Origin of the sequence: Bradyrhizobium sp. HKCCYLRH3097 (assembly GCF_051167875.1) — a bacterium.
Lineage (GTDB): Bacteria > Pseudomonadota > Alphaproteobacteria > Rhizobiales > Xanthobacteraceae > Bradyrhizobium.
The window spans coordinates 1-21,431 of record NZ_JBNPTX010000001.1 but is presented as its reverse complement, the minus strand read 5'-3'; the positions used below and the strand labels follow the sequence as shown (position 1 = coordinate 21,431).

Below are 21,431 nucleotides of genomic sequence, written 5' to 3'. Positions count from 1 at the left end.
GCGCGTCCCAGCCGCAGAAATCGCGTTAACCGTGCGGCATGAGCGCGCAAGCCGCTACAGATTCCGAAGAACCGTCGCGGGCTTCTGGTTGAGCGCCAGCAGCGTGCCGGCCAGACCGAGGCCGACCGTCACGATCAGCGCGGCTACGACGACCAGCGCGGCGCTGCCGGCCTGCCAGGCGAAGCTCAACGTCATCAGCCGGGTCACGATCAGCCAGGCGGACACCGAGCCGGCGATGACGCCGAACGCGGCGGTGGCAAACCCGATCATCAGATATTCCAGCGCGTAGGCGCCGAGCAGCCGCAGCCTTGTCGCGCCCAGGGTCTTCAGGATGACGGCATCGTAGACCCGGTGGCGGTGGCCGGCTGCCAGCGCGCCGCCCAGCACCAGGATGGCCGAGATCAGCGTCACCGCACTGGCGCCGCGGATGGCGAGCGCGAGGTTGGAGACCACCGAGCCCACCGTCTCCATCACCTCGCGGACCCGCACGCTGGTCACCATCGGGAAGGCGTCGGCCACCTTGCGGATGACACGGGCATCCTCGGCGGTATCGGAGCGCGCTTCGGTGAGGGTGGCGACATGGGTGTGCGGCGCTCCCTTGAAGGCATTCGGGGAGAACACCAGCACGAAATTGATGCCGAGCCCCTGCCAGTCGATGGTGCGCATGTTGCCGATCCGCGCCGTGATGTCGCGTCCGAGCACGTTGACCACGATGTCGTCACCGAGCTTGAGGCCGAGACCGTCGGCGATCCGCTTCTCGATCGAAACCAGCGGCGGGCCGCTGTAGGTCTCGCCCCACCACTCACCCTCGACGACCTTGGATCCTTTGGGAACCTCGGCGGTATAGGTCAGGCCCCGGTCGCTCTGCAGCACCCATTCGGTGTCAGTTGTCGCCTTGAGGTCCTCGGCGCGCACGCCGCGGGCGGAGACGATGCGCCCGCGCAGCATCGGCACGTCTTCGACAGTGGATTGAGGGGCGAGGTCCTTGAGGAAGTCGCGGAAGCGGTCGGCCTCGCCGGAGGGGACGTCGATGAAGAAAAAGGACGGCGCCTGTTCCGGCAGTTGAGCCAGGAACTGGCGTCGCAGATTGCCGTCGATCTGGGTAATCGTGACCAGCACGGCGAGTCCCAGCCCGAGCGACAGCACCACGGACGGTGTCAGCGCGCCCGGGCGATAGATATTGCTGACCGCCAGCCGCAGCATCGGGAAGCGGCTGCGCGGCAGGGCGCGCGCAATCGCCATCACCGCGGCGGCAATGCCGCGCAACAGCACGAACACCAGCGCGGCGGCGACGACGAACACGGCTGCGATGCGCTTGTCGTAGGACAGGCCGATCACGACTGCGATCAGCAGCGCGACGGTGCCCGCGATCAGCACCAGATAGCTCCAGCGCGGACGGTGCCATTCGGCGATAACCGCCTCGCGGAACAACGCCGCCACCGGCACGTCGCGTATGCGCCCGAGCGGCCACAGACCGAACGCCAGTGCGGTGAGCAGACCATAGACGAAGGACAGCACCAGCTCGTCCGAATGAATGGCCGGGATCACGGGCAGCGGCAGGATGTTGCCGAACAGCCCGACGATGGCAAACGGCAGGGCCGCCCCGGCGCTGAGGCCGATGATCGAACCGATCGTGGCGAGCACCATCACCTGCACGAGGTAGATGCCGAACACGTCGCGGCTGGTGGCGCCGAGGGCCTTGAAGGCCGCGATCACCTCGGTCCGACGGTCGACATGGCTCTTGACCGCATTGGCGACGCCGACGCCGCCGACCAGCAGGGCGGCGAGACCGACCAGGGTGAGGAACTGGGTGAAGCGGCCGATCGTCCGCTCCAGTTGCGGCGAGGCGTTGCTGCGGCTGCGGATCTCCCATCCGGCCGAGGGCAGCGTCAGGCGGGTATCGGCGATGAAGGACGCCGCCGCGTGGTCGTCCTTGGCATTGTCGGGCAGCCGGACCCGGTAGGTCCAGCGCACCAGGCTGCCCGGCTGCAGCAGCGGCGTGGCCCGCAGGCCCGCCTCGCTGATCAGGAAGCGCGGCCCGAGGCCGATGCCGCCGGACAATTTGTCGGGCTCGGCCTGCAGCGCGCTGCGAATCTGGAAGCGGACCGTGTCGATGGTGACGGTGTCGCCGATCCTCAGATCGAGCCGAGCCAGCAGCGCCGGATCCGCCGCAGCTCCGTAGACGCCGTCGCGCTCGGCCAGGATGTCGGCCATCGGCAGATCTGGCTGGAGCTCGGCCTTGCCGAGCAGCGGATAGGCGTTGTCGACCGCCTTCAGCTCGACCAGCGCCAGCTTGGCGTCGCCCGAGCGCACCATGGCGCGCAGGGTCGCAGCCAGCGACAGCGTTCCACGCGAGCGCAGGAAGTCGATCTCCTCCGGCTTGGCCTCGCGCTGGAACAGTGAAAAGGCAACGTCGCCGCCGAGCAGCGTGCGTCCTTCGCGAACCAGGCCGTCGTTGAGGCTCGCCGCCACCGAGCCGACACCGGCAATGGCGAGCACGCCGAGCGCGATGCAGGCGATGAAGACGTAGAAGCCGCGCAGGCCTCCCCGCAGCTCGCGCAGCGCGTAGCGCACGGGCAGTGCGGCCATGCGGCCGCCGGCGATCGGTTCAGCGACGGTGGTCATGCGAGGGCCGGCTCGTGCGCGCCGCCGTCGGCTTCGATCCGCCCCGAGCGCAGCCGGACCACGCGGTCGCAACGATGCGCAAGCCCGCTGTCATGGGTCACCAGCACCAGCGTCATGCCGCGCTCGGCATGCTTGGTGAACAGCAGGTCCACGATCTGCCGTCCGGTGGTCTCGTCGAGATTGCCGGTCGGCTCGTCGGCCACCAGAATGGCCGGGTCCGGCGCAAGTGCCCGCGCCAGCGCCACGCGCTGCTGCTCGCCGCCCGAGAGCTGGGTCGGATAGTGGTGCAGCCGGTGTCCGAGTCCGACCGAATCCAGCTCGCGGGCGGCGCGCTCGGCGGCGCCGGAATGGCCCGCCAGCTCCAGCGGCACCGCGACATTCTCCAGCGCCGTCATGGTCGGGATCAGATGGAAGGACTGGAAGACGATGCCGACCTGGCGGCCGCGGAACCGCGCCAGAGCGTCCTCGTCCAGGGCATTGAAAGCGGTCCCGTTGACCACCACCTCACCCCCATCAGGACGTTCCAGCCCCGCCATCACCATCAGCAATGTGGACTTGCCAGAGCCCGACGGTCCGATCAGACCGATCGTCTCGCCCTGTCCCACCCGCAGGCTGATGTCCTTGAGGATATGGACCCGCGCCGCGCCGGTGCCGAGCGAGAGGTTGACGTTCGAGATGGTAATGGTGTCCGGCGCAAGGCCGGCCAAAGGCGAGGTTTCGATGAGACTGTCCATGGCTCGGTCATATGGCAACTCCGCAAGCCGGGTCGAGAGGCGCGGACATATCTTCGTGCACATACTCGTGTTGATGCTCGCCTTGATGACAGTCGGGCCCGCGTTCGCGGGTGCCGAGGCCGTCAAGCCGATCAAGCTCGTCGTTCTCGGCGATTCCTTGAGCGCGGGACTCGGCCTGTCCGCCTCGGATGCGTTTCCAGCCAAGCTGCAGAAGGCGTTGCAGGCCAAGGGGCTGCCGATCGACCTCACCAATGCCGGCGTGTCCGGGGACACCTCGTCCGGCGGCCGCGACCGGCTCGACTGGTCGGTGCCGGAGGGGACCGAAGCGGTCATCGTCGAGCTCGGCGCCAATGACGCGCTGCGCGGCATCGATCCCGCCGTGACGCGCAAGGCTTTGAGCGAGATCGTGGCCCGGCTGAAGGCTAGGGGCATCGCCGTGATGCTGTGCGGCATGCTGGCGCCGCCGAATTTCGGCAGCGACTACGCCGCGAAATTCAACGCGATCTACCCCGATCTCGCCAAGCAGTTCGACGTGCCGCTGTATCCATTCCTCCTCGATGGCGTCGCCGCCGACGCCAAGCTGAACCAGGCCGACGGCATCCACCCCACTGCGGCGGGCGTCGACATCATCGTGTCCAGGCTGTTGCCTACGGCGGAAGCATTCCTGCGTCCGCTTCGTGGGCAATGACGGAACGAAGCGCCGCGTCGATCATTTGCGATAACCTTAAGGACCGGGTTTTCCGCAGCTTTTACCGGCGTTAACCCGCCTTCCGTCGCGGAGTCATATAAGTTCGGTAGGAATGATGCATTGGCGATTCGTCGTCGATCATTTCTCGAAGGCATGATCTCGTCAATTTTCGAGATCAGCCTCCAGCATCGGGAGTCCCGAAACGATGCCGCGTTTGTTTACTGGACTGGAAATCCCGGCCGAGGTTGGCCACACGCTTTCCGGTTTGCGGGGTGGCCTCCCCGGCGCCCGCTGGATCGATCCCGAAAATTACCATGTGACGTTGCGTTTCATCGGTGACATTGACGGCGCCTCCGCCAACGAGATCGCCTCGATGCTGTGGCGGGTGAACCGCAAGCCGTTCGAAGTGACGGTGCAGGGTCTTTCCAGCTTCGGCGGCCGCAAGCCGCGCGCCGTCGTTGCCAACGTCGCGCCGAGCCGCCCCCTGATCGAGCTGCAGGCCGAGCTCGAGCGGCTCATGCAGCGGATCGGGCTCGATCCGGAGGGCCGCAAATTCGTGCCCCACGTCACGCTGGCGCGGCTGCACGATGCGTCGAGCCAGGACGTCGCCGACTATCTCTCCGTCCGCGGCTATTTCCCGAGCCGCGTGTTCATGGCCGAGCGCTTCGTGCTGTTTTCGTCGCGTGCCTCGACCGGCGGCGGGCCCTATGTGGTCGAGGACGCCTACGACCTCTCGCCGGGGGTGAGGTCTGCAGCGGGGTCGTTCAAGCCAGCCGTTCGCTGAGGCCGGGAGCGAAGACGAACGTCGTTAGCCCCGGACTAACGATCACGGCGGCGTTTGCGTGCCATATACCACGACCACACGGCTCCGACGCATGGCGGCTTCCACCATTTGCGGATTGCATTTTGCGTAAGTCTCATGACCTAGAGTGGGCTCATGCTGTCCACTCCGTCAGACGCGTTCCGCGCGCAATATCAGTCTTTGGTCGATACCGGTGCGATCGAGGCCGACCTCGCCCAGGCCGAGGTCGCCGACGCCCTGGCGGCGCTGGAGCGCCGGCTCTCCACCTACAAGCCCACGCGCAAGCAAGGCTTGTTGGGCCGCCTTTTTGCCGACAAGAGCGAGCCGCCGAACGGCCTCTATGTCCACGGCGAGGTCGGGCGCGGCAAGACCATGCTGATGGACCTGTTCTTCCAGAACTGTCCCGTCGAGCACAAGCGCCGCGCGCATTTTCACGAATTCATGGCCGAGGTGCATGAGCGCATCTACGGCTACCGCCAGAACATCGCGCGCGGCGAGCTCGCCGATGCCGATGTGATCGGTCTCACGGCGCAGGCGATCTTCGATCAGGCCTGGCTGCTCTGTTTCGACGAATTCCATGTCACCGACATCGCCGACGCGATGATCCTGGGACGTCTGTTCGCCAGGCTGTTCGAGCTCGGCACGGTGGTGGTGGCGACCTCCAACGTCGCGCCTGAAGACCTCTACAAAGGCGGCCTCAACCGCGCGCTGTTCCTGCCCTTCATCAAGCAGATTGCCGACCACATGGACGTGATGCGGCTGGACGCGCGCACCGATTTCCGGCTGGAGAAGCTGGCCGGCGTGAAGATGTGGCTGGTGCCGGCCGATGTCGACGCGCGAGCGGCGCTCGACAAGGCCTGGGCGCGGCTCACGGGCCATGCCAAGTGCAAGCCGCGCGACATGACGATCAAGGGGCGCATCCTGCACGTCCCGTGCTCCGCCAACGGCGTCGCCCGCTTCGATTTTGCCGATCTCTGCGAGAAGCCGCTGGCGGCCTCGGACTATCTGCGGCTCGCGCACGACTATCATACGATCCTGATCGATCACGTTCCGGTCATGGATCTGGCCGAGCGCAATGCCGCCAAGCGGTTCATCACCCTGATCGATACGCTCTACGACAACGCCGTGAAGCTGATCGCCTCCGCCGAAGCCGACCCGATTTCGCTCTACGTCGCGACCGAGGGCATCGAGGCCATGGAGTTCAAGCGGACCACCTCGCGCCTGATCGAGATGGGTTCGGACTCCTATCTGGCCCTGCCGCACGGGCGGAAGGACTCGGCGGCATCTGGGACTTCCACGGGGTTGGTCGAAACCTGACAAATACTGGAGTTTTGGCGAACGCCAGCCGCCGGGCACACAGCCGCGAAAAGGCCACGCCAATCATGCTGAAAGGATCATCAGCAGCCGTCGCCCGGTCCTGATCGAAATCAAGGCAGGCCCGTCAATTGGCCATAGCTTGACTTGAACGGCCGGGGCGAAAGGGATAACCACCAGTCGACTTTTCAACCTCCCTCACTCCTTCGGGTTCAAAGGAAAATTTGCCATGGCGCGCGACAAGATTGCTTTGATTGGCTCCGGTCAGATCGGCGGAACGCTGGCTCACCTCGTCGGCCTCAAGGAGCTCGGCGACGTCGTGATGTTCGACATTGCCGAAGGCGTTCCGCAGGGCAAGGCGCTCGACATCGCCCAGTCATCGCCGGTCGACGGCTTCGACGCGCACTACACCGGCGCCAACTCCTATGAGGCGCTCGACAACGCCAAGGTGTGCATCGTTACCGCGGGCGTACCGCGCAAGCCGGGCATGAGCCGCGACGACCTCTTGTCGATCAACCTGAAGGTGATGGAGCAGGTCGGCGCCGGCATCAAGAAGTACGCGCCCGACGCCTTCGTCATCTGCATCACCAATCCGCTCGACGCGATGGTCTGGGCGCTGCAGAAGGCCTCGGGGCTTCCGGCCAAGAAGGTCGTCGGCATGGCCGGCGTGCTCGACTCGGCGCGTTTCCGCTACTTCCTGGCTGATGAGTTCAACGTCTCGGTCGAGGACGTCACCGCCTTCGTGCTCGGCGGTCATGGCGACACCATGGTTCCGCTGACCAAGTACTCGACCGTTGCCGGCATTCCGCTGCCCGACCTCGTCAAGATGGGCTGGACGTCGCAGGCCCGCATCGACGAGATCGTCGATCGCACCCGCAACGGCGGCGCCGAGATCGTCAACCTGCTGAAGACCGGCTCCGCCTACTACGCTCCGGCGGCGTCGGCGATCGCAATGGCCGAGAGCTATCTGCGCGACAAGAAGCGGGTGCTGCCCTGCGCGGCGCATCTCAACGGCGAATTCGGCGTCAAGGACATGTATGTCGGCGTGCCCGTCGTGATCGGCTCCAAGGGTGTCGAGCGCATCGTCGAGATCGAGCTCGCCGGCAAGGACCGCGAGGCGTTCGACAAGTCGGTCGCCGCCGTGCAGGGCCTGGTCGACGCCTGCAAGAAGATCGCGCCCGACCTACTCGGCCGCTGATCAGGGGTCATTCACGGGGCGTAATCTCGCCCACATCGAGTTGCAGGATGTTTGGTATATGGTATACCAGACATCCTAACAACAATTCTGGTCGTCACCCCATCGCGGGTTCGGGGAGCAAGCGCTTATGAACATTCACGAATATCAGGCCAAGGCACTGCTGCACGAGTTCGGCGTGCCGATTTCCAAGGGCGTGCCGGTTCTCCGTCCGGAGGACGCGGATGCGGCGGCGAAGACGCTCGGTGGCCCGGTCTGGGTCGTGAAGAGCCAGATCCACGCCGGTGGCCGTGGCAAGGGCAAGTTCAAGGAGGCCTCGGCCGGCGACAAGGGTGGCGTCCGCCTCGCCAAGTCGATCGACGAGGTCAACACTTTCGCCAAGCAGATGCTGGGCGCGACGCTGGTGACCGTGCAGACCGGCCCCGACGGCAAGCAGGTCAATCGCCTCTACATCGAGGACGGCTCGGATATCGACAAGGAGTTCTATCTGTCGCTGCTGGTCGACCGCGAGACCTCGAGGGTCGCCTTCGTGGTGTCGACCGAAGGCGGCGTCAACATCGAGGACGTCGCCCACGAGACCCCCGAGAAGATCGTGACCTTCTCGGTCGACCCGGCCACCGGCGTCATGGGCCATCACGGCCGCGCCGTCGCCAAGGCGCTGAAGCTCTCCGGCGACCTCGCCAAGCAGGCCGAGAAGCTCACCACCCAACTCTACAATGCGTTCGTCGCCAAGGACATGGCGATGCTCGAGATCAACCCGCTGGTCGTCACCAAGCAGGGCCAGCTGCGCGTGCTCGACGCCAAGGTGTCGTTCGACTCCAACGCGCTGTTCAAGCACCCGGAAGTCGTCGCGCTGCGTGACGAGACCGAGGAAGATGCCAAGGAGATCGAGGCCTCCAAATACGACCTCAACTACGTTGCGCTCGACGGCACCATCGGCTGCATGGTCAACGGCGCCGGCCTTGCCATGGCGACGATGGACATCATCAAGCTCTACGGCATGGAGCCCGCCAACTTCCTCGACGTCGGCGGTGGCGCCAGCAAGGAGAAGGTCGCGGCGGCGTTCAAGATCATCACCGCCGACCCGAACGTGAAGGGCATCCTGGTCAACATCTTCGGCGGCATCATGAAGTGCGATGTCATCGCCGAGGGCGTCGTGGCCGCGGTCAAGGAAGTCGGCCTGAAGGTGCCGCTCGTGGTGCGCCTCGAAGGCACCAATGTCGATCTCGGCAAGAAGATCATCAGCGAGTCCGGTCTGAACGTGCTGCCCGCCGACAATCTCGACGACGCCGCGCAGAAGATCGTCAAGGCCGTCAAGGGAGGCTGAGCGCCGGTCCAGGCGCTCGCTCATTCCTCACCGCAACGCTTTTAGAGAAAGCACGATGTCCATCCTCATCGACAAGAACACCAAGGTCATCTGCCAGGGCTTCACTGGCAAGAACGGCACCTTCCACTCCGAGGCGGCGATCGCCTACGGCACCAAGATGGTCGGCGGCACGTCGCCGGGCAAAGGCGGCTCGACCCACCTCGGCCTGCCCGTGTTCGACACCGTCAAGGAGGCCCGCGAGGCCACCGGGGCCGACGCCTCGGTGATCTACGTCCCGCCGCCGGGCGCCGCCGACGCGATCTGCGAGGCGATCGACGCCGAGGTCCCGCTGATCGTCTGCATCACCGAGGGCATCCCGGTGCTGGACATGGTCCGCGTCAAGCGCTCGCTGCAGGGCTCCAAGTCGCGCCTGATCGGGCCGAACTGCCCGGGCGTGATGACCGCCGGCGAGTGCAAGATCGGCATCATGCCGGCCAACATCTTCAAGCCCGGTTCGGTCGGCATCGTGTCGCGCTCCGGCACGCTGACCTACGAGGCGGTGTTCCAGACCACCTCGGAAGGTCTCGGCCAGACCACGGCGGTCGGCATCGGCGGTGATCCGGTCAAGGGCACCGAGTTCATCGACATGCTCGAGATGTTCCTCGCTGACCCCAAGACCACCTCGATCATCATGATCGGTGAGATCGGCGGCTCGGCCGAGGAGGACGCGGCGCAGTTCATCAAGGACGAAGCCAAGCGCGGTCGCAAGAAACCGATGGTGGGATTCATCGCCGGCGTCACCGCGCCTCCCGGCCGTCGCATGGGTCATGCCGGCGCGATCATCTCCGGCGGCAAGGGCGATGCCGGCTCGAAGACGGCCGCGATGGAAGCGGCTGGTATTACCGTGTCGCCGTCGCCTGCGCGGCTCGGAAAGACGCTTGTCGAAAAGTTGAAATCCTGATTCAGGACTTAGTGCTTTTCGGCGCGAATATTTACAATAAATAAGGTAAACGGTCCTAACCCGAGCCTGATCCGCGTCCCCCGCGGGTCAGGCATTGCGCCGTTTTGATTGGGCGCATCGAAATTACCAGGACGCCACCATGTCTCGCCAAGATGCGAACGTCGCCTTCGCCCTGTCGTCTTTTCTGCAGGGCACCAATGCCACCTACATCGATGAGATCTACGCCCGCTACGAGAAGGATCCCGCTTCGGTCGACCCGGAATGGCAGGAGTTCTTCAAGAGCCTGAAGGATGCGCCGGCCGACGTGCAGAAGAATGCGTCGGGCCCCTCCTGGGCGCGCAGCAACTGGCCGGTCTCCCCCCGGGACGAATTGACCTCGGCGCTGGACGGCAACTGGGCCGTCGTCGAGAAGAAGGTCGGCGAGAAGATTGCGCAGAAGGCTCAGGCCAAGGGCGTCGAATTGTCGGCGGCCGACGTCAACCAGGCCACCCGCGACTCCGTCCGCGCGTTGATGCTGATCCGCGCCTACCGCATGCGCGGCCACTTCCACGCCAAGCTCGATCCGCTCGGCATCGAGGCGCCGCGCAACCGCGAGGAGCTGGACCCGCGTTCCTACGGTTTCACCGAGGCCGACTACGACCGCAAGATCTTCCTCGATCACGTGCTCGGCCTCGAATACGGCAGCTTGCGCGAGATCGTCGCGATCTGCGAGCGCACCTATTGCCAGACGCTTGGCGTCGAGTTCATGCACATCACCAACGCAGCGCAGAAGGCCTGGATCCAGGAGCGCATCGAGGGGCCGGACAAGGAGATCTCGTTCACCCGTGAGGGCCGTCGCGCGATTCTGCAGAAGCTGATCGAATCCGAAGGCTTCGAGAAGTTCTGCGACGTCAAGTTCACCGGCACCAAGCGCTTCGGTCTCGACGGCGGCGAGTCGCTGATCCCGGCGCTGGAGCAGATCATCAAGCGCGGCGGCAATCTCGGCGTGAAGGAGATCGTGCTGGGCATGCCGCATCGCGGCCGCCTCAACGTGCTGACCCAGGTCATGGGCAAGCCGCATCGCGCGCTGTTCCACGAGTTCAAGGGCGGCTCGGCCAATCCCGACGCGGTCGAAGGCTCCGGCGACGTCAAGTACCACCTCGGCGCCTCCTCGGACCGCGAGTTCGACGGCAATCGCATCCACCTGTCGCTGACCGCCAACCCCTCGCATCTCGAGATCGTCGACCCCGTGGTGCTCGGCAAGGTCCGCGCCAAGCAGGACCAGCACGGCGATCCGCCCGACATGCGCATCTCGGTGCTGCCGCTCTTGATGCATGGCGACGCTGCGTTCGCCGGCCAGGGCGTGGTGGCGGAGTGCTTCGCGCTGTCGGATCTGAAAGGCTACCGGACCGGTGGCTCGATTCATTTCATCGTCAACAACCAGATCGGCTTCACGACCTATCCGCGCTATTCGCGCTCGTCGCCCTATCCGTCCGACGTCGCCAAGATGATCGATGCGCCGATCTTCCACGTGAACGGTGACGATCCTGAAGCGGTGGTGTTCGCGGCCAAGGTCGCGACCGAGTTCCGGCAGAAGTTCCACAAGCCGGTCGTCATCGACATGTTCTGCTACCGCAGGCATGGCCACAACGAAGGTGACGAGCCGGCTTTCACCCAGCCGGTGATGTACAAGAAGATCGCCGGCCATCCGTCGACCTTGGAGATCTACTCCAAGCGGCTGGTCGCCGAAGGCGTGATGACCGAGGGCGAGGTCGACAAGGCCAAGGCCGACTGGCGCGCCCGTCTCGACGCCGAGTTCGAGGCCGGCACGAGCTATCGTCCGAACAAGGCCGACTGGCTCGACGGCAAGTGGGCGGGTTTCAAGTCCGCCGACCAGGAGGAGGAGGCGCGCCGCGGCGTCACCGGCGTCGAGATCGACCGCCTCAAGGAGATCGGCCGCAAGATCACCAAGGTGCCGGACGGCTTCCGCCTGCATCGGACGATCCAGCGTTTCCTCGAGAACCGCGCCAAGGCGATCGAGAGCGGCATCGGGCTCGACTGGGCGACCGGCGAGGCGCTGGCGTACTGCTCGCTGCTGCTCGAAGGCCACAAGGTTCGCCTCTCCGGCCAGGACAGCGAGCGCGGCACCTTCTCGCAGCGCCATTCGGTGCTGATCGATCAGGAGGACGAGAGCCGCTACACGCCGTTCAACCATCTGGCGCCGGAGCAGGGCCACTTCGAGGTCATCAACTCGCTACTGTCCGAAGAAGCCGTGCTCGGCTTCGAATACGGCTATTCGCTCGCAGAGCCGACCGCGCTGACCCTGTGGGAGGCGCAGTTCGGCGACTTCGCCAACGGCGCTCAGGTGTTGTTCGACCAGTTCATCTCGTCGGGCGAGCGCAAATGGTTGCGCATGTCCGGCCTGGTCTGCCTGCTGCCGCACGGCTATGAGGGCCAGGGCCCCGAGCATTCCTCGGCACGCCTCGAGCGCTATCTGCAGATGTGCGCCGAGGACAACATGCAGGTGGTCTATCCGACCACGCCGGCAAACTACTTCCACGTGCTGCGCCGGCAGCTGCATCGCGAGATCCGCAAGCCGCTGATCGTGATGACGCCGAAATCGCTGCTGCGCCACAAGCGCGCGGTGTCGCGGCTCGAGGAGCTCGCCAAGGGCACCACGTTCCATCGCATCCTGTACGATGACGCCCAGATGCAGGCGGACGACAAGACCAAGCTGGTGCCGGACGACCAGATCCGCCGCATCGTGCTGTGCTCGGGCAAGGTATATTACGATCTCTACGACGAGCGCGAGAAGCGCGGGCTCAACGACGTCTACCTGATGCGCGTCGAGCAGCTCTATCCGGTGCCACTCAAGGCGCTGGTCGCCGAGCTCGGCCGCTTCAAGAACGCAGAAGTCGTGTGGTGTCAGGAAGAGCCGCGCAACATGGGCGCGTGGCACTTCATCGAGCCGTATCTCGAGTGGGTGCTGAACCAGACCGGCGGCAAGAGCAAGCGTCCGCGCTATGCCGGCCGTGCTGCGTCGGCCGCGACCGCCACGGGCCTGATGTCCAAGCATCTCGCCCAGCTGAAGGCGCTGCTCGACGAAGCCCTGAACTGAACCTGCCTTTTTTGACGCGCCCCGCAATCTGCGGGGCGCAAGTACATCGCGTTGATCGTCCGTCCCGCATCGCTTGCTCGCCGCAAGGCGATGGCGGACCGGCTTTATGACCGCACGGGTTATTGAGGATAAAGACCATGACTGAAATTCGCGTTCCGACGCTGGGTGAATCCGTCACCGAAGCCACCATCGGCCGCTGGTTCAAGAAGGCAGGCGACGCCGTGGCGGTCGACGAGCCCCTCGTCGAGCTCGAGACCGACAAGGTCACGATCGAGGTGCCCGCGCCTTCGGCCGGCACCTTGGGCGAGATCATCGCCAAGGATGGTGAGACGGTCGCCGTCGGCGCGCTGCTCGGCCAGATCACGGATGGCGCCGTGGCTGCCAAGCCCGCCGCTGCTGCTCCGGCTCCGGCGAAGCCGGCTGCCGCTGCGCCGCCGGCTGCGGCTCCCGCCCCTGCCAAGGCGCTGCCCGCCGATACCCCGCAGGCGCCGTCGGTTCGCAAGCTCTCGGCCGAGAGCGGCGTCGATGCGACCACCGTGCCGGGCTCCGGCAAGGACGGCCGCGTCACCAAGGGCGACATGCTGGCCGCCATCGAGCGCGCAGCGTCCGCGCCGACCCCGGTCAATCAGCCCGCCGCCTCGGTCCAGGTGCGTGCGCCGTCGCCGGCCGACGACGCCGCGCGCGAGGAGCGCGTGAAGATGACGCGGCTGCGCCAGACCATCGCGCGCCGCCTCAAGGACGTGCAGAACACCGCGGCGATGCTGACGACCTTCAACGAGGTCGACATGACCAACGTCATGGCGCTGCGCAGCCAGTACAAGGACGTGTTCGAGAAGAAGCACGGCTCCAAGCTCGGCTTCATGGGCTTCTTCACCAAGGCCGTGGTGCAGGCGCTCAAGGACATCCCGGCGGTCAACGCCGAGATCGACGGAACCGACCTGATCTACAAGAACTACTATCACATCGGCGTCGCCGTCGGCACCGACAAGGGCCTGGTCGTGCCCGTCGTGCGCGACTGCGACCACAAGTCGATCGCCGACATCGAGAAGGGCATCGCCGATTTCGGCCGCCGCGCCCGTGACGGCCAGCTCAAGATCGACGAGATGCAGGGCGGCACCTTCACCATCACCAATGGCGGCATCTACGGCTCCCTGATGTCGACCCCGATCCTGAACGCGCCGCAGTCCGGCATCCTCGGTATGCACAAGATCCAGGAGCGCCCGGTGGTGGTCGGCGGCAAGATCGAAGTCCGCCCGATGATGTATCTGGCGCTGTCCTACGATCACCGCGTCATCGACGGCAAGGAAGCCGTGACGTTCCTGGTGCGCGTCAAGGAAAGCCTGGAGGATCCAGCACGGCTCGTGCTGGATCTCTGAGGGCACGCGACGACTTGAAGACATGAGGCGCGCTTCATGAGCGCGCCTCAGACCTAACGGGGGCCATCATGACCGACAGGGTTGCAGTGATCACCGGCGGCAGCCGCGGCATCGGCCGCGCCACCGCCATCGCCGCCGCATCGCGCGGCTTCAAGATCGTGGTCGGCTACGCCTCCAACGAGGCCGCGGCACAGAGCACGGTGGCCGCGATCGAGGCCAAGAACGGCAAGGCCATCGCAGTCAAATGCGACGTCGGCCGCGAGCACGACATCCTCGCTCTGTTCAAGGCGGCGGACAAGTTCGGCACGCTCGGCGCGCTCATCAACAATGCCGGCATCGTCGGTCCGACCACGCGCGTCGACGAGATGAGCGCGGAGCGCATCGAGCGTTTGATGGCGGTCAACGTCACCGGCAGCATCCTGTGCGCACGTGAGGCGGTGAAGCGCATGTCGACGCGGCATGGCGGACAGGGCGGCGTGATCATCAACCTGTCCTCGGTCGCCGCCAAGCTCGGCTCGCCGAATACCTACGTCGATTATGCGGCGTCGAAGGGCGCGATCGATTCCTTCACCGTCGGCCTCGGTCATGAGGTCGCCAATGAAGGCATCCGCGTCGCCGCCATTCGCCCAGGGCTGATCGACACTGATATTCACGCCTCCGGCGGCGAGCCCGATCGCGCCCATCGTCTCGCCCCGCTGGTGCCGATGAAGCGCGTCGGCACCGCGGAGGAAATCGCCAATGCCATCGTCTGGCTGCTGTCGGACGAGGCTTCCTATGTCACTTCGGCCATTCTCGACGTGTCGGGCGGACGCTGACGACCGTCGCTATCTCTGACTTGCAAGCTTACGGAACATTCGATCATGGCATCCTACGATCTCGTCGTCATCGGCACCGGACCCGGTGGTTATGTCTGCGCCATCCGCGCAGCACAGCTCGGCATGAAGGTGGCCGTGGTCGAGAAGAACGCCACCCTCGGCGGCACCTGTCTCAATGTCGGCTGCATGCCGTCGAAGGCGCTGCTGCACGCCTCGGAGCTGTTCGAGGAAGCCGGGCACTCCTTCGCCAAGATGGGCATCAAGGTGCCCCAGCCCGAGATCGATCTGCCGGCGATGATGAACTTCAAGCAGCAGGGCATCGACGGCAACGTCAAGGGCGTCGAGTTCCTGATGAAGAAGAACAAGATCGACGTGCTCGTGGGCAAGGGCAGGATCCTCGGCACCGGCAAGCTGCAGGTCACCGGCAATGACGGCGCCGTGCAGACCGTCGAGACCAAGAACATCGTGATCGCGACGGGCTCGGACATCGCGCGGCTCAAGGGCATCGAGATCGATGAGAAGCGCATCGTGTCCTCGACCGGAGCTCTGTCGCTGGACAAGGTGCCTTCGACGCTCTTGGTGGTCGGCGCCGGCGTGATCGGGCTCGAACTCGGCTCGGTGTGGCGCCGCCTCGGCGCCAAGGTCACCGTGGTCGAATTCCTCGACCGCATCCTGCCCGGCATGGATGGCGAGATCGCAAAACAGTTTCAGCGCATCCTCGAGAAGCAGGGCTTTGCGTTCAAGCTCGGCGCCAAGGTCACTGGTGTCGATACGTCCGGGGCTACGCTCTCGGCGACCATCGAGCCCGCCGCGGGCGGAGCGGCTGAAAAGATCGAAGCCGATGTCGTGCTGGTCGCGATCGGTCGCGTGCCCTACACCGAGGGACTCGGGCTGCAGGAGGCCGGCGTCGCGCTCGACAACCGCGGTCGTGTCCAGATCGATCACCATTTCGCGACCAGCGTGCCCGGCGTCTACGCCATCGGCGACGTCGTTGCGGGCCCGATGCTCGCGCACAAGGCGGAGGACGAGGGCGTCGCGGTGGCCGAGATCCTCGCGGGCCAGGCAGGGCACGTGAACTACGACGTCATTCCGGGCGTGGTCTACACGACGCCCGAAGTGGCCTCCGTCGGCAAGACCGAGGACGAGCTGAAGCAGGCCGGCGTCGCCTATACCGTCGGCAAGTTTCCGTTCACCGCGAATGGCCGTTCCAAGGTCAACCAGACCACTGACGGTTTCGTGAAGATCCTAGCCGATGCGAAGACGGATCGCGTGCTCGGCGCCCATATCATCGGCCGCGAGGCCGGGGAAATCATTCACGAGGCCGCCGTATTGATGGAGTTCGGTGGCTCTGCCGAGGATCTCGCGCGCACCTGCCACGCGCATCCGACACGGTCGGAGGCCGTGAAGGAAGCCGCGCTTGCGGTGGGTAAGCGGGCCATCCATATGTGATGGACGCCCGGAGGCGCCTTCGGTGGGTGCGACAAAACGCCCGCTTATGACGCTGAACCGAACGGCAAGGCGCGAGGTCGTATCGTCATAGCGGCCTCAACCCCCGGGGCCTGGCGGAGATGGAGTCCGATGCTGCGCCGCCTGCTTCAGCCGTTCTGGGTTCTGCTTGCGATCATCTTCCTGATCGAAGCCTGGCTGTGGGACCATCTCGAGCCGATCGTGGCGCGCATCGTCGCCGCGATCCCACTGCGTAGCTTCAAGCACTGGCTGGCCGCGCGCATCGAGACCCTGTCGCCGGCGCTGACCCTGATCGTCTTCGTCGTGCCGGTCGTGCTGCTGTTTCCGCTCAAGCTGATCGGCATGTGGCTGTTGATGCACCAGCAGTGGAAGCTCGCGCTGGCCACGATCGTGTTCGGCAAGATCGTCGGTGTCGGCGTCACCGCCTTCATCTTCGATGTGACGCGCAGCAAGCTGCTGCAGATGTCCTGGTTCGCGTGGCTCTACGAGGCCGTGCTCGCGCTGCGCAGGAAAGCCGCGGCGCTGGTCGATCCTATCAAGCAGCGCATCCGCGAGATCATCCACGGCAATGCCGATGGCTGGTCATCGCGCGTGCTGCGCGTGATCATGCGCTTCCGCAGGAGCGTGCAGCAGGCGCGCTGACCTCGGACGTCATCACGCAGCTTCGTTCGACCGGGCCACATTCTTCGTCATTCCGGGGCAATCGGCTGCGTGCAGCCGCAACGCGGCTGCGCGCTGACGATTGAACCCGGAATCTCGAGGTGAAAGAGAACGAACGCAAGCCAAGCTCGAGATTCCGGGTTCAAGGCATGCGGCCTTGCCCCGGAATGACGGCCCTCGTGACTAATGCAGATGCAAGAGATGCGGCTGGAACAGGCCGAGCAACGTCATGGCAATGCCGATCAGCGCGAGTCCTCCGGAGGCCCAGGCCAGAACGATCATTCCCGTGATGATCGTCGCCGACGCCAGCACGATGCCGATCTGGAAGGCGGCCGACGCGAGCTCATAGTGGTGGTACTTTGCCGTCGCCTCGTCGCGTTCGTGCTCGGCATGCTTGGCGCGCTCGGCGAGTTGCTCGCTGCCTTCGCCGGTTTCGGGCTCGGAGCGATAGCGCGCAGCATTCTTCTGCCAATCGTCGATCTGCTTCTGCAACGCCGCCTTGGCCGCCTCGTCAGGCAGCGCCGGCAAGCTCAGTTTGCCCTGCTCGGCGGCGGTCTGCACCACGGTGCGGCGAACGGTCTTGGCCTGGAAGAAGGCCCAGAGGTTGGAGGCCTCGACGTTCTTGCTGATCGATTCGGTCTGCGCGCCCTTGCCGAGCGTTTCGGACAGCGCCAGGAACAGGGCGATGACGGCGATCAGCAGCGCGATCTTCTTGTTTTCGCCGGACGCGTGCTCGGCATGCTCCGCATGCTCCATGCTCTCATGTGCGCTCATCTGTCCCCTCCGGATCAAGCAGCCAAGACGATTGCCGGAACCGGGGGGACAGCGCAAGCGAAACGATATGAACGAAAAATGTCACCGTCGCGGATGCGCTGACGCGTAGACCTGCAGCAGGCGCTCCGAATCGATGCCGGTATAGATCTGCGTCGTCGACAGCGAGGCGTGGCCGAGCAGCTCCTGGATCGCGCGCAGATCGCCGCCGCGCGACAGCAAGTGCGTGGCGAAGGAATGGCGCAGCGCGTGCGGCGTGGCGCTGTCGGGCAGGCCCAGCGCGCCGCGCAGCCGCTCCATCGCGAGCTGGATGATGCGCGGGCTCAACGGACCGCCCTTGGCGCCCAGAAACATCGGCCCCTCCGCAGGCAGCGGGTACGGGCAAAGCCTGGCATACTCGTCGATCAGCTGCAGCACGTTCTGCAGCACCGGCACCATCCGGGTCTTGTTGCCCTTGCCGGTCACGACCAGCACGTCGCCTTCGCCGGGGCGCGGCACTTCGCGGCGTTTCAGCCCGAGCGCCTCGGAGATGCGCAGGCCGGAGCCATACAGCAGCGCCATCACCGCGGCGTCGCGTGCCAGCACCCAGGTCTCGCGGGCCTCGCCGGCGCGCTCGTCGGCATCGGCGAGGCGCTTGGCGGCGTCCATCGGCAGCGGCTTCGGCAGGCTCTTGGCGATCTTTGGCGCGCGGATTCCTGAGAGGGCGCCGACCTTGCCCTTGCCCTCGCGCTCCAGAAAGCGCCCGAACGAGCGCAGGCCCGCCAAGGTTCGCATCAGGGAACGTCCGGCGATGTCGTCGGCGCGGCGCATCGCCATGAAAGCGCGGATGTCGGCGGCCTCCAGCCCCGCGAAGCGCACCAGCGTCACCGGCTCGCCCCAATGGATGCAGAGGAATTGCAGGCACTGCCGGAGGTCGCGGGCATAAGCCTCCACGGTCTTCGGAGATAGCCGGCGCTCGCTACGCAGATGCGCCAGCCACTGCATCATGGCCTGGACGACGCCCTCGTCGGCGCCGAGGAGGGCGGTGGCCTCAGACTCTTCGTCCGTGTCCGCGTGAGTCGGCTCTGTTTGCTTTGCCATGGCGTCCGTGCCCACGGATGGGTCGCTGTGAAGCGTTGTCGATCGCCGCGAACTCGGTTTGCGCCTCTCCCCGCAAGAGCGGGAAGAGGGAGTGCAATGGCGCTCGCGGGAACAGCTCGATCTCATCTCGTCGAGTCATGTATATCGCACTGTCGTCCTTTACCGTTCGCTAACTTTGCCGGGCGGCTTTCGCTTCAGCCAGAGCAAGGCTATCTCCGCCCTCATGGACCGCGCGACCGACCTCTTTCCAGGTGCAGCCAGCACGACCGGCGTGGTCGACGTGCTGGTTCCGGTCGCGCTCGACCACACCTATTCCTACCGCGTGCCGCGCGGCATGGATCTGAAGCCGGGCGATATCGTCGGCGTGCCGCTCGGGCCGCGCGAGGTATTGGCGGTGGTGTGGGCGGAGAATGCCAATCCGGATCCGCGGCTGCACAACCGGCTCAAGGACGTCAGCGAGAAGCTCGAGGTGCCGCCCCTCAAGCCGGAGCTGCGCTCGCTGGTCGACTGGGTCGCCAATTACACGTTGTCGCCGCGCGGCATGGTGCTGCGGATGTGCCTGCGCATGGGCGAGCATCTCGGCCCGGAGCGTGTCCGGCTCGGCGTCCGCCTGGTCGGCGAGCCGCCCAAGCGGCTGACGCCGGCGCGGCGGCGGGTGATCGAGGCGGTGTCCGACGGTCTGCTGCATGGAAAGTCCGACCTCGTCCGCGAGATCGGCGTCTCCAGCAGCGTGATCGACGGCCTGGTCGACGAGGGGACCCTCACGGTCGAGGCGATGCCGCGTGCGCTGCCGCCGCCGGCGCCCGATCCGTCGTTCGCGCAGCCCGAGTTCTTCGACGCGCAGCTGGCCGGCGTCGCGGCGATGCGGGCGCTGGCCGCCGATGGCGGCTTCCAGGTCGCGCTGCTCGACGGCGTCACCGGCTCCGGCAAGACCGAAGTCTATTTCGAGGCGGTCGCCGAGACCGTCCGCCGCGGCCGGCAGTCGCTGATCCTGATGCCTGAGATTTCGCTCACCGGCCAGTTCCTCGACCGCTTCTCGCGCCGCTTCGGCGTGCGGCCGCTGGAATGGCATTCCGAGCTGACCCCGCGCACGCGCCAGCGCAACTGGGCGGCGATCGCCGCCGGCGAGGCGCCGGTCGTGGTCGGCGCCCGCTCGGCGCTGTTCCTGCCCTATGCCGATCTCGGCCTGATCGTCGTCGATGAGGAGCACGATCAGGCCTACAAGCAGGACGAGGGCGCGCATTACCACGCCCGCGACATGGCGGTGGTGCGCGGCCACATCGCCAAATTTCCGGTGGTGCTGGCTTCGGCCACCCCCTCGGTCGAGACCGAGGTCAATGCTCGCAAGGGCCGCTATCAGCGCGTCGCGCTGCCGTCGCGGTTCGGCGGCCAGCACATGCCGCATATCGAGGCCATCGATCTCCGGCGCGAGCCGCCGCCGCGCGGCCGCTACATCTCGCCGCGGCTGGCGGGTGAGATCCGCACCGCGATCGAGCGCGGCGAGCAGGCGCTGCTGTTCCTGAACCGCCGCGGCTATGCGCCGCTGACCCTGTGCCGCGCCTGCGGCCATCGCTTCGCCTGCACCATCTGCGACGCGTGGCTGGTCGATCATCGTTTCCGTCAGCGGCTGGTCTGTCACCATTGCGGGTTCTCGATGCCGCGGCCGCCGACCTGCCCGCATTGCGCGGCCGAGGAATCGCTGGTCGCGGTGGGGCCCGGCGTGGAGCGGCTGCAGGAGGAGGCGGCGGCGCTGTTTCCTGAGGCGCGCAGCATGGTGCTGTCGAGCGACCTGATCACCTCGATCGAAACCATGCGCGCCGAGCTGACCGAGATCGCCGAAGGCCGCGTCGACCTCATCATCGGCACCCAGCTCGTCGCCAAGGGCCACAACTTTCCGCGGCTCAATCTGGTCGGGGTGGTCGATGCCGATCTCGGCCTCGGCAATGGCGATCCGCGCGCCGCCGAGCGCACCTGGCAGCTCTTGAACCAGGTGATCGGCCGCGCCGGCCGCGAGCAGGGGCGGGGTCGCGGCTATCTGCAGACCCACCAGCCCGAGCACCCCGTCATGAAGGCGCTGGTCGCCTGCGACCGCGAGGCGTTCTACACCAGCGAGATCGACGCGCGCGAGCGCACCGGCTATCCGCCGTTCGGCAGGCTGGCGAGCCTGATCATCTCGGCGGGGGATCGGCCTACTGCCGAAGGCTTCGCCCGCCGGCTGGTCGCGTCAGCGCCGCGTGAGGAGGGCGTGCTGCTGCTCGGCCCGGCTGAGGCGCCGCTCGCGGTGATCAAGGGCCGCTACCGCTTCCGGCTGCTGCTCAAGTCGGCGCGCAATTTCGACCTGTCGGATTATCTGCGCCACTGGCTGGCGCATGCCGAGAAGCCCAAGGGCAATCTCAAGCTCGAGGTCGACGTCGACCCGCAGAGCTTCTTGTAGCGCTCTCTCCACCGTCATTGCGAGCGCAGTGTTCAGCCCGGGGACATAGCTGACGGGTGTTCGGGGAGATGGTTGACACTTCAAAATCGGCTCGATTCGTCAAGCA

General features: G+C 65.9%; 16 protein-coding genes. 12 read left to right on the top strand and 4 right to left on the bottom strand.

What is annotated here, in order from left to right:
* Positions 1-54: 54 nt before the first annotated feature.
* A complete protein-coding gene (locus tag ACQR0U_RS00080; RefSeq protein WP_434842419.1) occupies positions 55-2,625 on the bottom strand; it encodes an ABC transporter permease in 2,571 nt (856 codons plus the stop codon).
* Positions 2,622-3,359 (bottom strand): ABC transporter ATP-binding protein, encoded by a 738-nt coding sequence (locus ACQR0U_RS00075; protein ID WP_315750630.1) that lies wholly within the window; start codon positions 3,357-3,359, stop codon positions 2,622-2,624. The genes ACQR0U_RS00080 and ACQR0U_RS00075 overlap by 4 nt, the downstream gene beginning before the upstream one ends.
* Positions 3,360-3,414: 55 nt before the next feature.
* On the opposite strand from ACQR0U_RS00075, the gene ACQR0U_RS00070 reads away from it, so the two are divergent.
* The 11 genes from ACQR0U_RS00070 to ACQR0U_RS00020 all read left to right on the top strand — a co-directional run bounded on the left by ACQR0U_RS00070 (position 3,415) and on the right by ACQR0U_RS00020 (position 17,022).
* The gene (locus tag ACQR0U_RS00070) at positions 3,415-4,047 is read left to right on the top strand and encodes an arylesterase (protein ID WP_315750842.1); all 633 of its coding nucleotides are present in this window, start codon (positions 3,415-3,417) and stop codon (positions 4,045-4,047) included.
* Positions 4,048-4,252: 205 nt separating this feature from the next.
* Complete coding sequence (gene thpR / locus ACQR0U_RS00065) at positions 4,253-4,831, top strand: RNA 2',3'-cyclic phosphodiesterase (RefSeq protein WP_315715923.1); 579 nt, start codon at positions 4,253-4,255, stop codon at positions 4,829-4,831.
* A 153-nt stretch (positions 4,832-4,984) separates the two neighbouring features.
* Positions 4,985-6,166 (top strand): cell division protein ZapE, encoded by a 1,182-nt coding sequence (gene zapE / locus ACQR0U_RS00060; protein WP_315715924.1) that lies wholly within the window; start codon positions 4,985-4,987, stop codon positions 6,164-6,166.
* Positions 6,167-6,392: 226 nt separating this feature from the next.
* Entirely contained in the window at positions 6,393-7,361 is a 969-nt protein-coding gene (mdh, locus tag ACQR0U_RS00055; RefSeq protein WP_009031546.1) for a malate dehydrogenase, read from the top strand.
* A gap of 127 nt (positions 7,362-7,488) precedes the next feature.
* Positions 7,489-8,685: an ADP-forming succinate--CoA ligase subunit beta gene (gene sucC, locus ACQR0U_RS00050; RefSeq protein WP_315715925.1), complete on the top strand. Its 1,197-nt coding sequence runs from the start codon at positions 7,489-7,491 to the stop codon at positions 8,683-8,685.
* A gap of 55 nt (positions 8,686-8,740) precedes the next feature.
* Positions 8,741-9,625, top strand: coding sequence for a succinate--CoA ligase subunit alpha (gene sucD, locus ACQR0U_RS00045; RefSeq protein ID WP_172184319.1), 885 nt, complete (start codon positions 8,741-8,743; stop codon positions 9,623-9,625).
* A gap of 139 nt (positions 9,626-9,764) precedes the next feature.
* On the top strand, positions 9,765-12,722 hold the full coding sequence (locus tag ACQR0U_RS00040; protein WP_434842418.1) for a 2-oxoglutarate dehydrogenase E1 component: 2,958 nt from the start codon (positions 9,765-9,767) through the stop codon (positions 12,720-12,722).
* Between the two features lie 137 nt (positions 12,723-12,859).
* Positions 12,860-14,098 carry a 2-oxoglutarate dehydrogenase complex dihydrolipoyllysine-residue succinyltransferase gene (gene odhB / locus ACQR0U_RS00035; RefSeq protein WP_315715927.1) on the top strand — a complete coding sequence of 413 codons (1,239 nt, stop codon included), beginning with the start codon at positions 12,860-12,862 and terminating at the stop codon, positions 14,096-14,098.
* Positions 14,099-14,166: 68 nt separating this feature from the next.
* A complete protein-coding gene (locus ACQR0U_RS00030) occupies positions 14,167-14,913 on the top strand; it encodes an SDR family oxidoreductase (protein WP_315715928.1) in 747 nt (248 codons plus the stop codon).
* Positions 14,914-14,958: 45 nt separating this feature from the next.
* Complete coding sequence (lpdA, locus tag ACQR0U_RS00025; protein ID WP_316200556.1) at positions 14,959-16,362, top strand: dihydrolipoyl dehydrogenase; 1,404 nt, start codon at positions 14,959-14,961, stop codon at positions 16,360-16,362.
* 129 nt (positions 16,363-16,491) lie between these two features.
* Complete coding sequence (locus ACQR0U_RS00020; RefSeq protein WP_316200557.1) at positions 16,492-17,022, top strand: hypothetical protein; 531 nt, start codon at positions 16,492-16,494, stop codon at positions 17,020-17,022.
* A 201-nt stretch (positions 17,023-17,223) separates the two neighbouring features.
* Here ACQR0U_RS00020 and ACQR0U_RS00015 read toward each other — a convergent pair whose 3' ends face one another.
* Together ACQR0U_RS00015 and ACQR0U_RS00010 are read right to left on the bottom strand one after the other, a co-directional pair.
* Entirely contained in the window at positions 17,224-17,814 is a 591-nt protein-coding gene (locus ACQR0U_RS00015) for a DUF4337 domain-containing protein (RefSeq protein WP_315715931.1), read from the bottom strand.
* A gap of 81 nt (positions 17,815-17,895) precedes the next feature.
* Entirely contained in the window at positions 17,896-18,798 is a 903-nt protein-coding gene (locus ACQR0U_RS00010; RefSeq protein ID WP_316226844.1) for a tyrosine recombinase XerC, read from the bottom strand.
* A 316-nt stretch (positions 18,799-19,114) separates the two neighbouring features.
* On the opposite strand from ACQR0U_RS00010, the gene ACQR0U_RS00005 reads away from it, so the two are divergent.
* Positions 19,115-21,325 carry a primosomal protein N' gene (locus ACQR0U_RS00005; RefSeq protein WP_315750634.1) on the top strand — a complete coding sequence of 737 codons (2,211 nt, stop codon included), beginning with the start codon at positions 19,115-19,117 and terminating at the stop codon, positions 21,323-21,325.
* Positions 21,326-21,431 lie beyond the last annotated feature (106 nt).

Bases quoted from the DNA above. Each gene is read 5' to 3' on its own strand.
- ACQR0U_RS00080 (WP_434842419.1), bottom strand. From the start codon at position 2,625: ATGACCACCGTCGCTGAACCGATCGCCGGCGGCCGCATGGCCGCACTG.
- ACQR0U_RS00075 (WP_315750630.1), bottom strand. From the start codon at position 3,359: ATGGACAGTCTCATCGAAACCTCGCCTTTGGCCGGCCTTGCGCCGGAC.
- thpR (WP_315715923.1), top strand. From the start codon at position 4,253: ATGCCGCGTTTGTTTACTGGACTGGAAATCCCGGCCGAGGTTGGCCAC.
- zapE (WP_315715924.1), top strand. From the start codon at position 4,985: ATGCTGTCCACTCCGTCAGACGCGTTCCGCGCGCAATATCAGTCTTTG.
- mdh (WP_009031546.1), top strand. From the start codon at position 6,393: ATGGCGCGCGACAAGATTGCTTTGATTGGCTCCGGTCAGATCGGCGGA.
- sucC (WP_315715925.1), top strand. From the start codon at position 7,489: ATGAACATTCACGAATATCAGGCCAAGGCACTGCTGCACGAGTTCGGC.
- sucD (WP_172184319.1), top strand. From the start codon at position 8,741: ATGTCCATCCTCATCGACAAGAACACCAAGGTCATCTGCCAGGGCTTC.
- ACQR0U_RS00040 (WP_434842418.1), top strand. From the start codon at position 9,765: ATGTCTCGCCAAGATGCGAACGTCGCCTTCGCCCTGTCGTCTTTTCTG.
- odhB (WP_315715927.1), top strand. From the start codon at position 12,860: ATGACTGAAATTCGCGTTCCGACGCTGGGTGAATCCGTCACCGAAGCC.
- ACQR0U_RS00030 (WP_315715928.1), top strand. From the start codon at position 14,167: ATGACCGACAGGGTTGCAGTGATCACCGGCGGCAGCCGCGGCATCGGC.
- lpdA (WP_316200556.1), top strand. From the start codon at position 14,959: ATGGCATCCTACGATCTCGTCGTCATCGGCACCGGACCCGGTGGTTAT.
- ACQR0U_RS00020 (WP_316200557.1), top strand. From the start codon at position 16,492: ATGCTGCGCCGCCTGCTTCAGCCGTTCTGGGTTCTGCTTGCGATCATC.
- ACQR0U_RS00015 (WP_315715931.1), bottom strand. From the start codon at position 17,814: ATGAGCGCACATGAGAGCATGGAGCATGCGGAGCATGCCGAGCACGCG.
- ACQR0U_RS00010 (WP_316226844.1), bottom strand. From the start codon at position 18,798: ATGATGCAGTGGCTGGCGCATCTGCGTAGCGAGCGCCGGCTATCTCCG.
- ACQR0U_RS00005 (WP_315750634.1), top strand. From the start codon at position 19,115: ATGGACCGCGCGACCGACCTCTTTCCAGGTGCAGCCAGCACGACCGGC.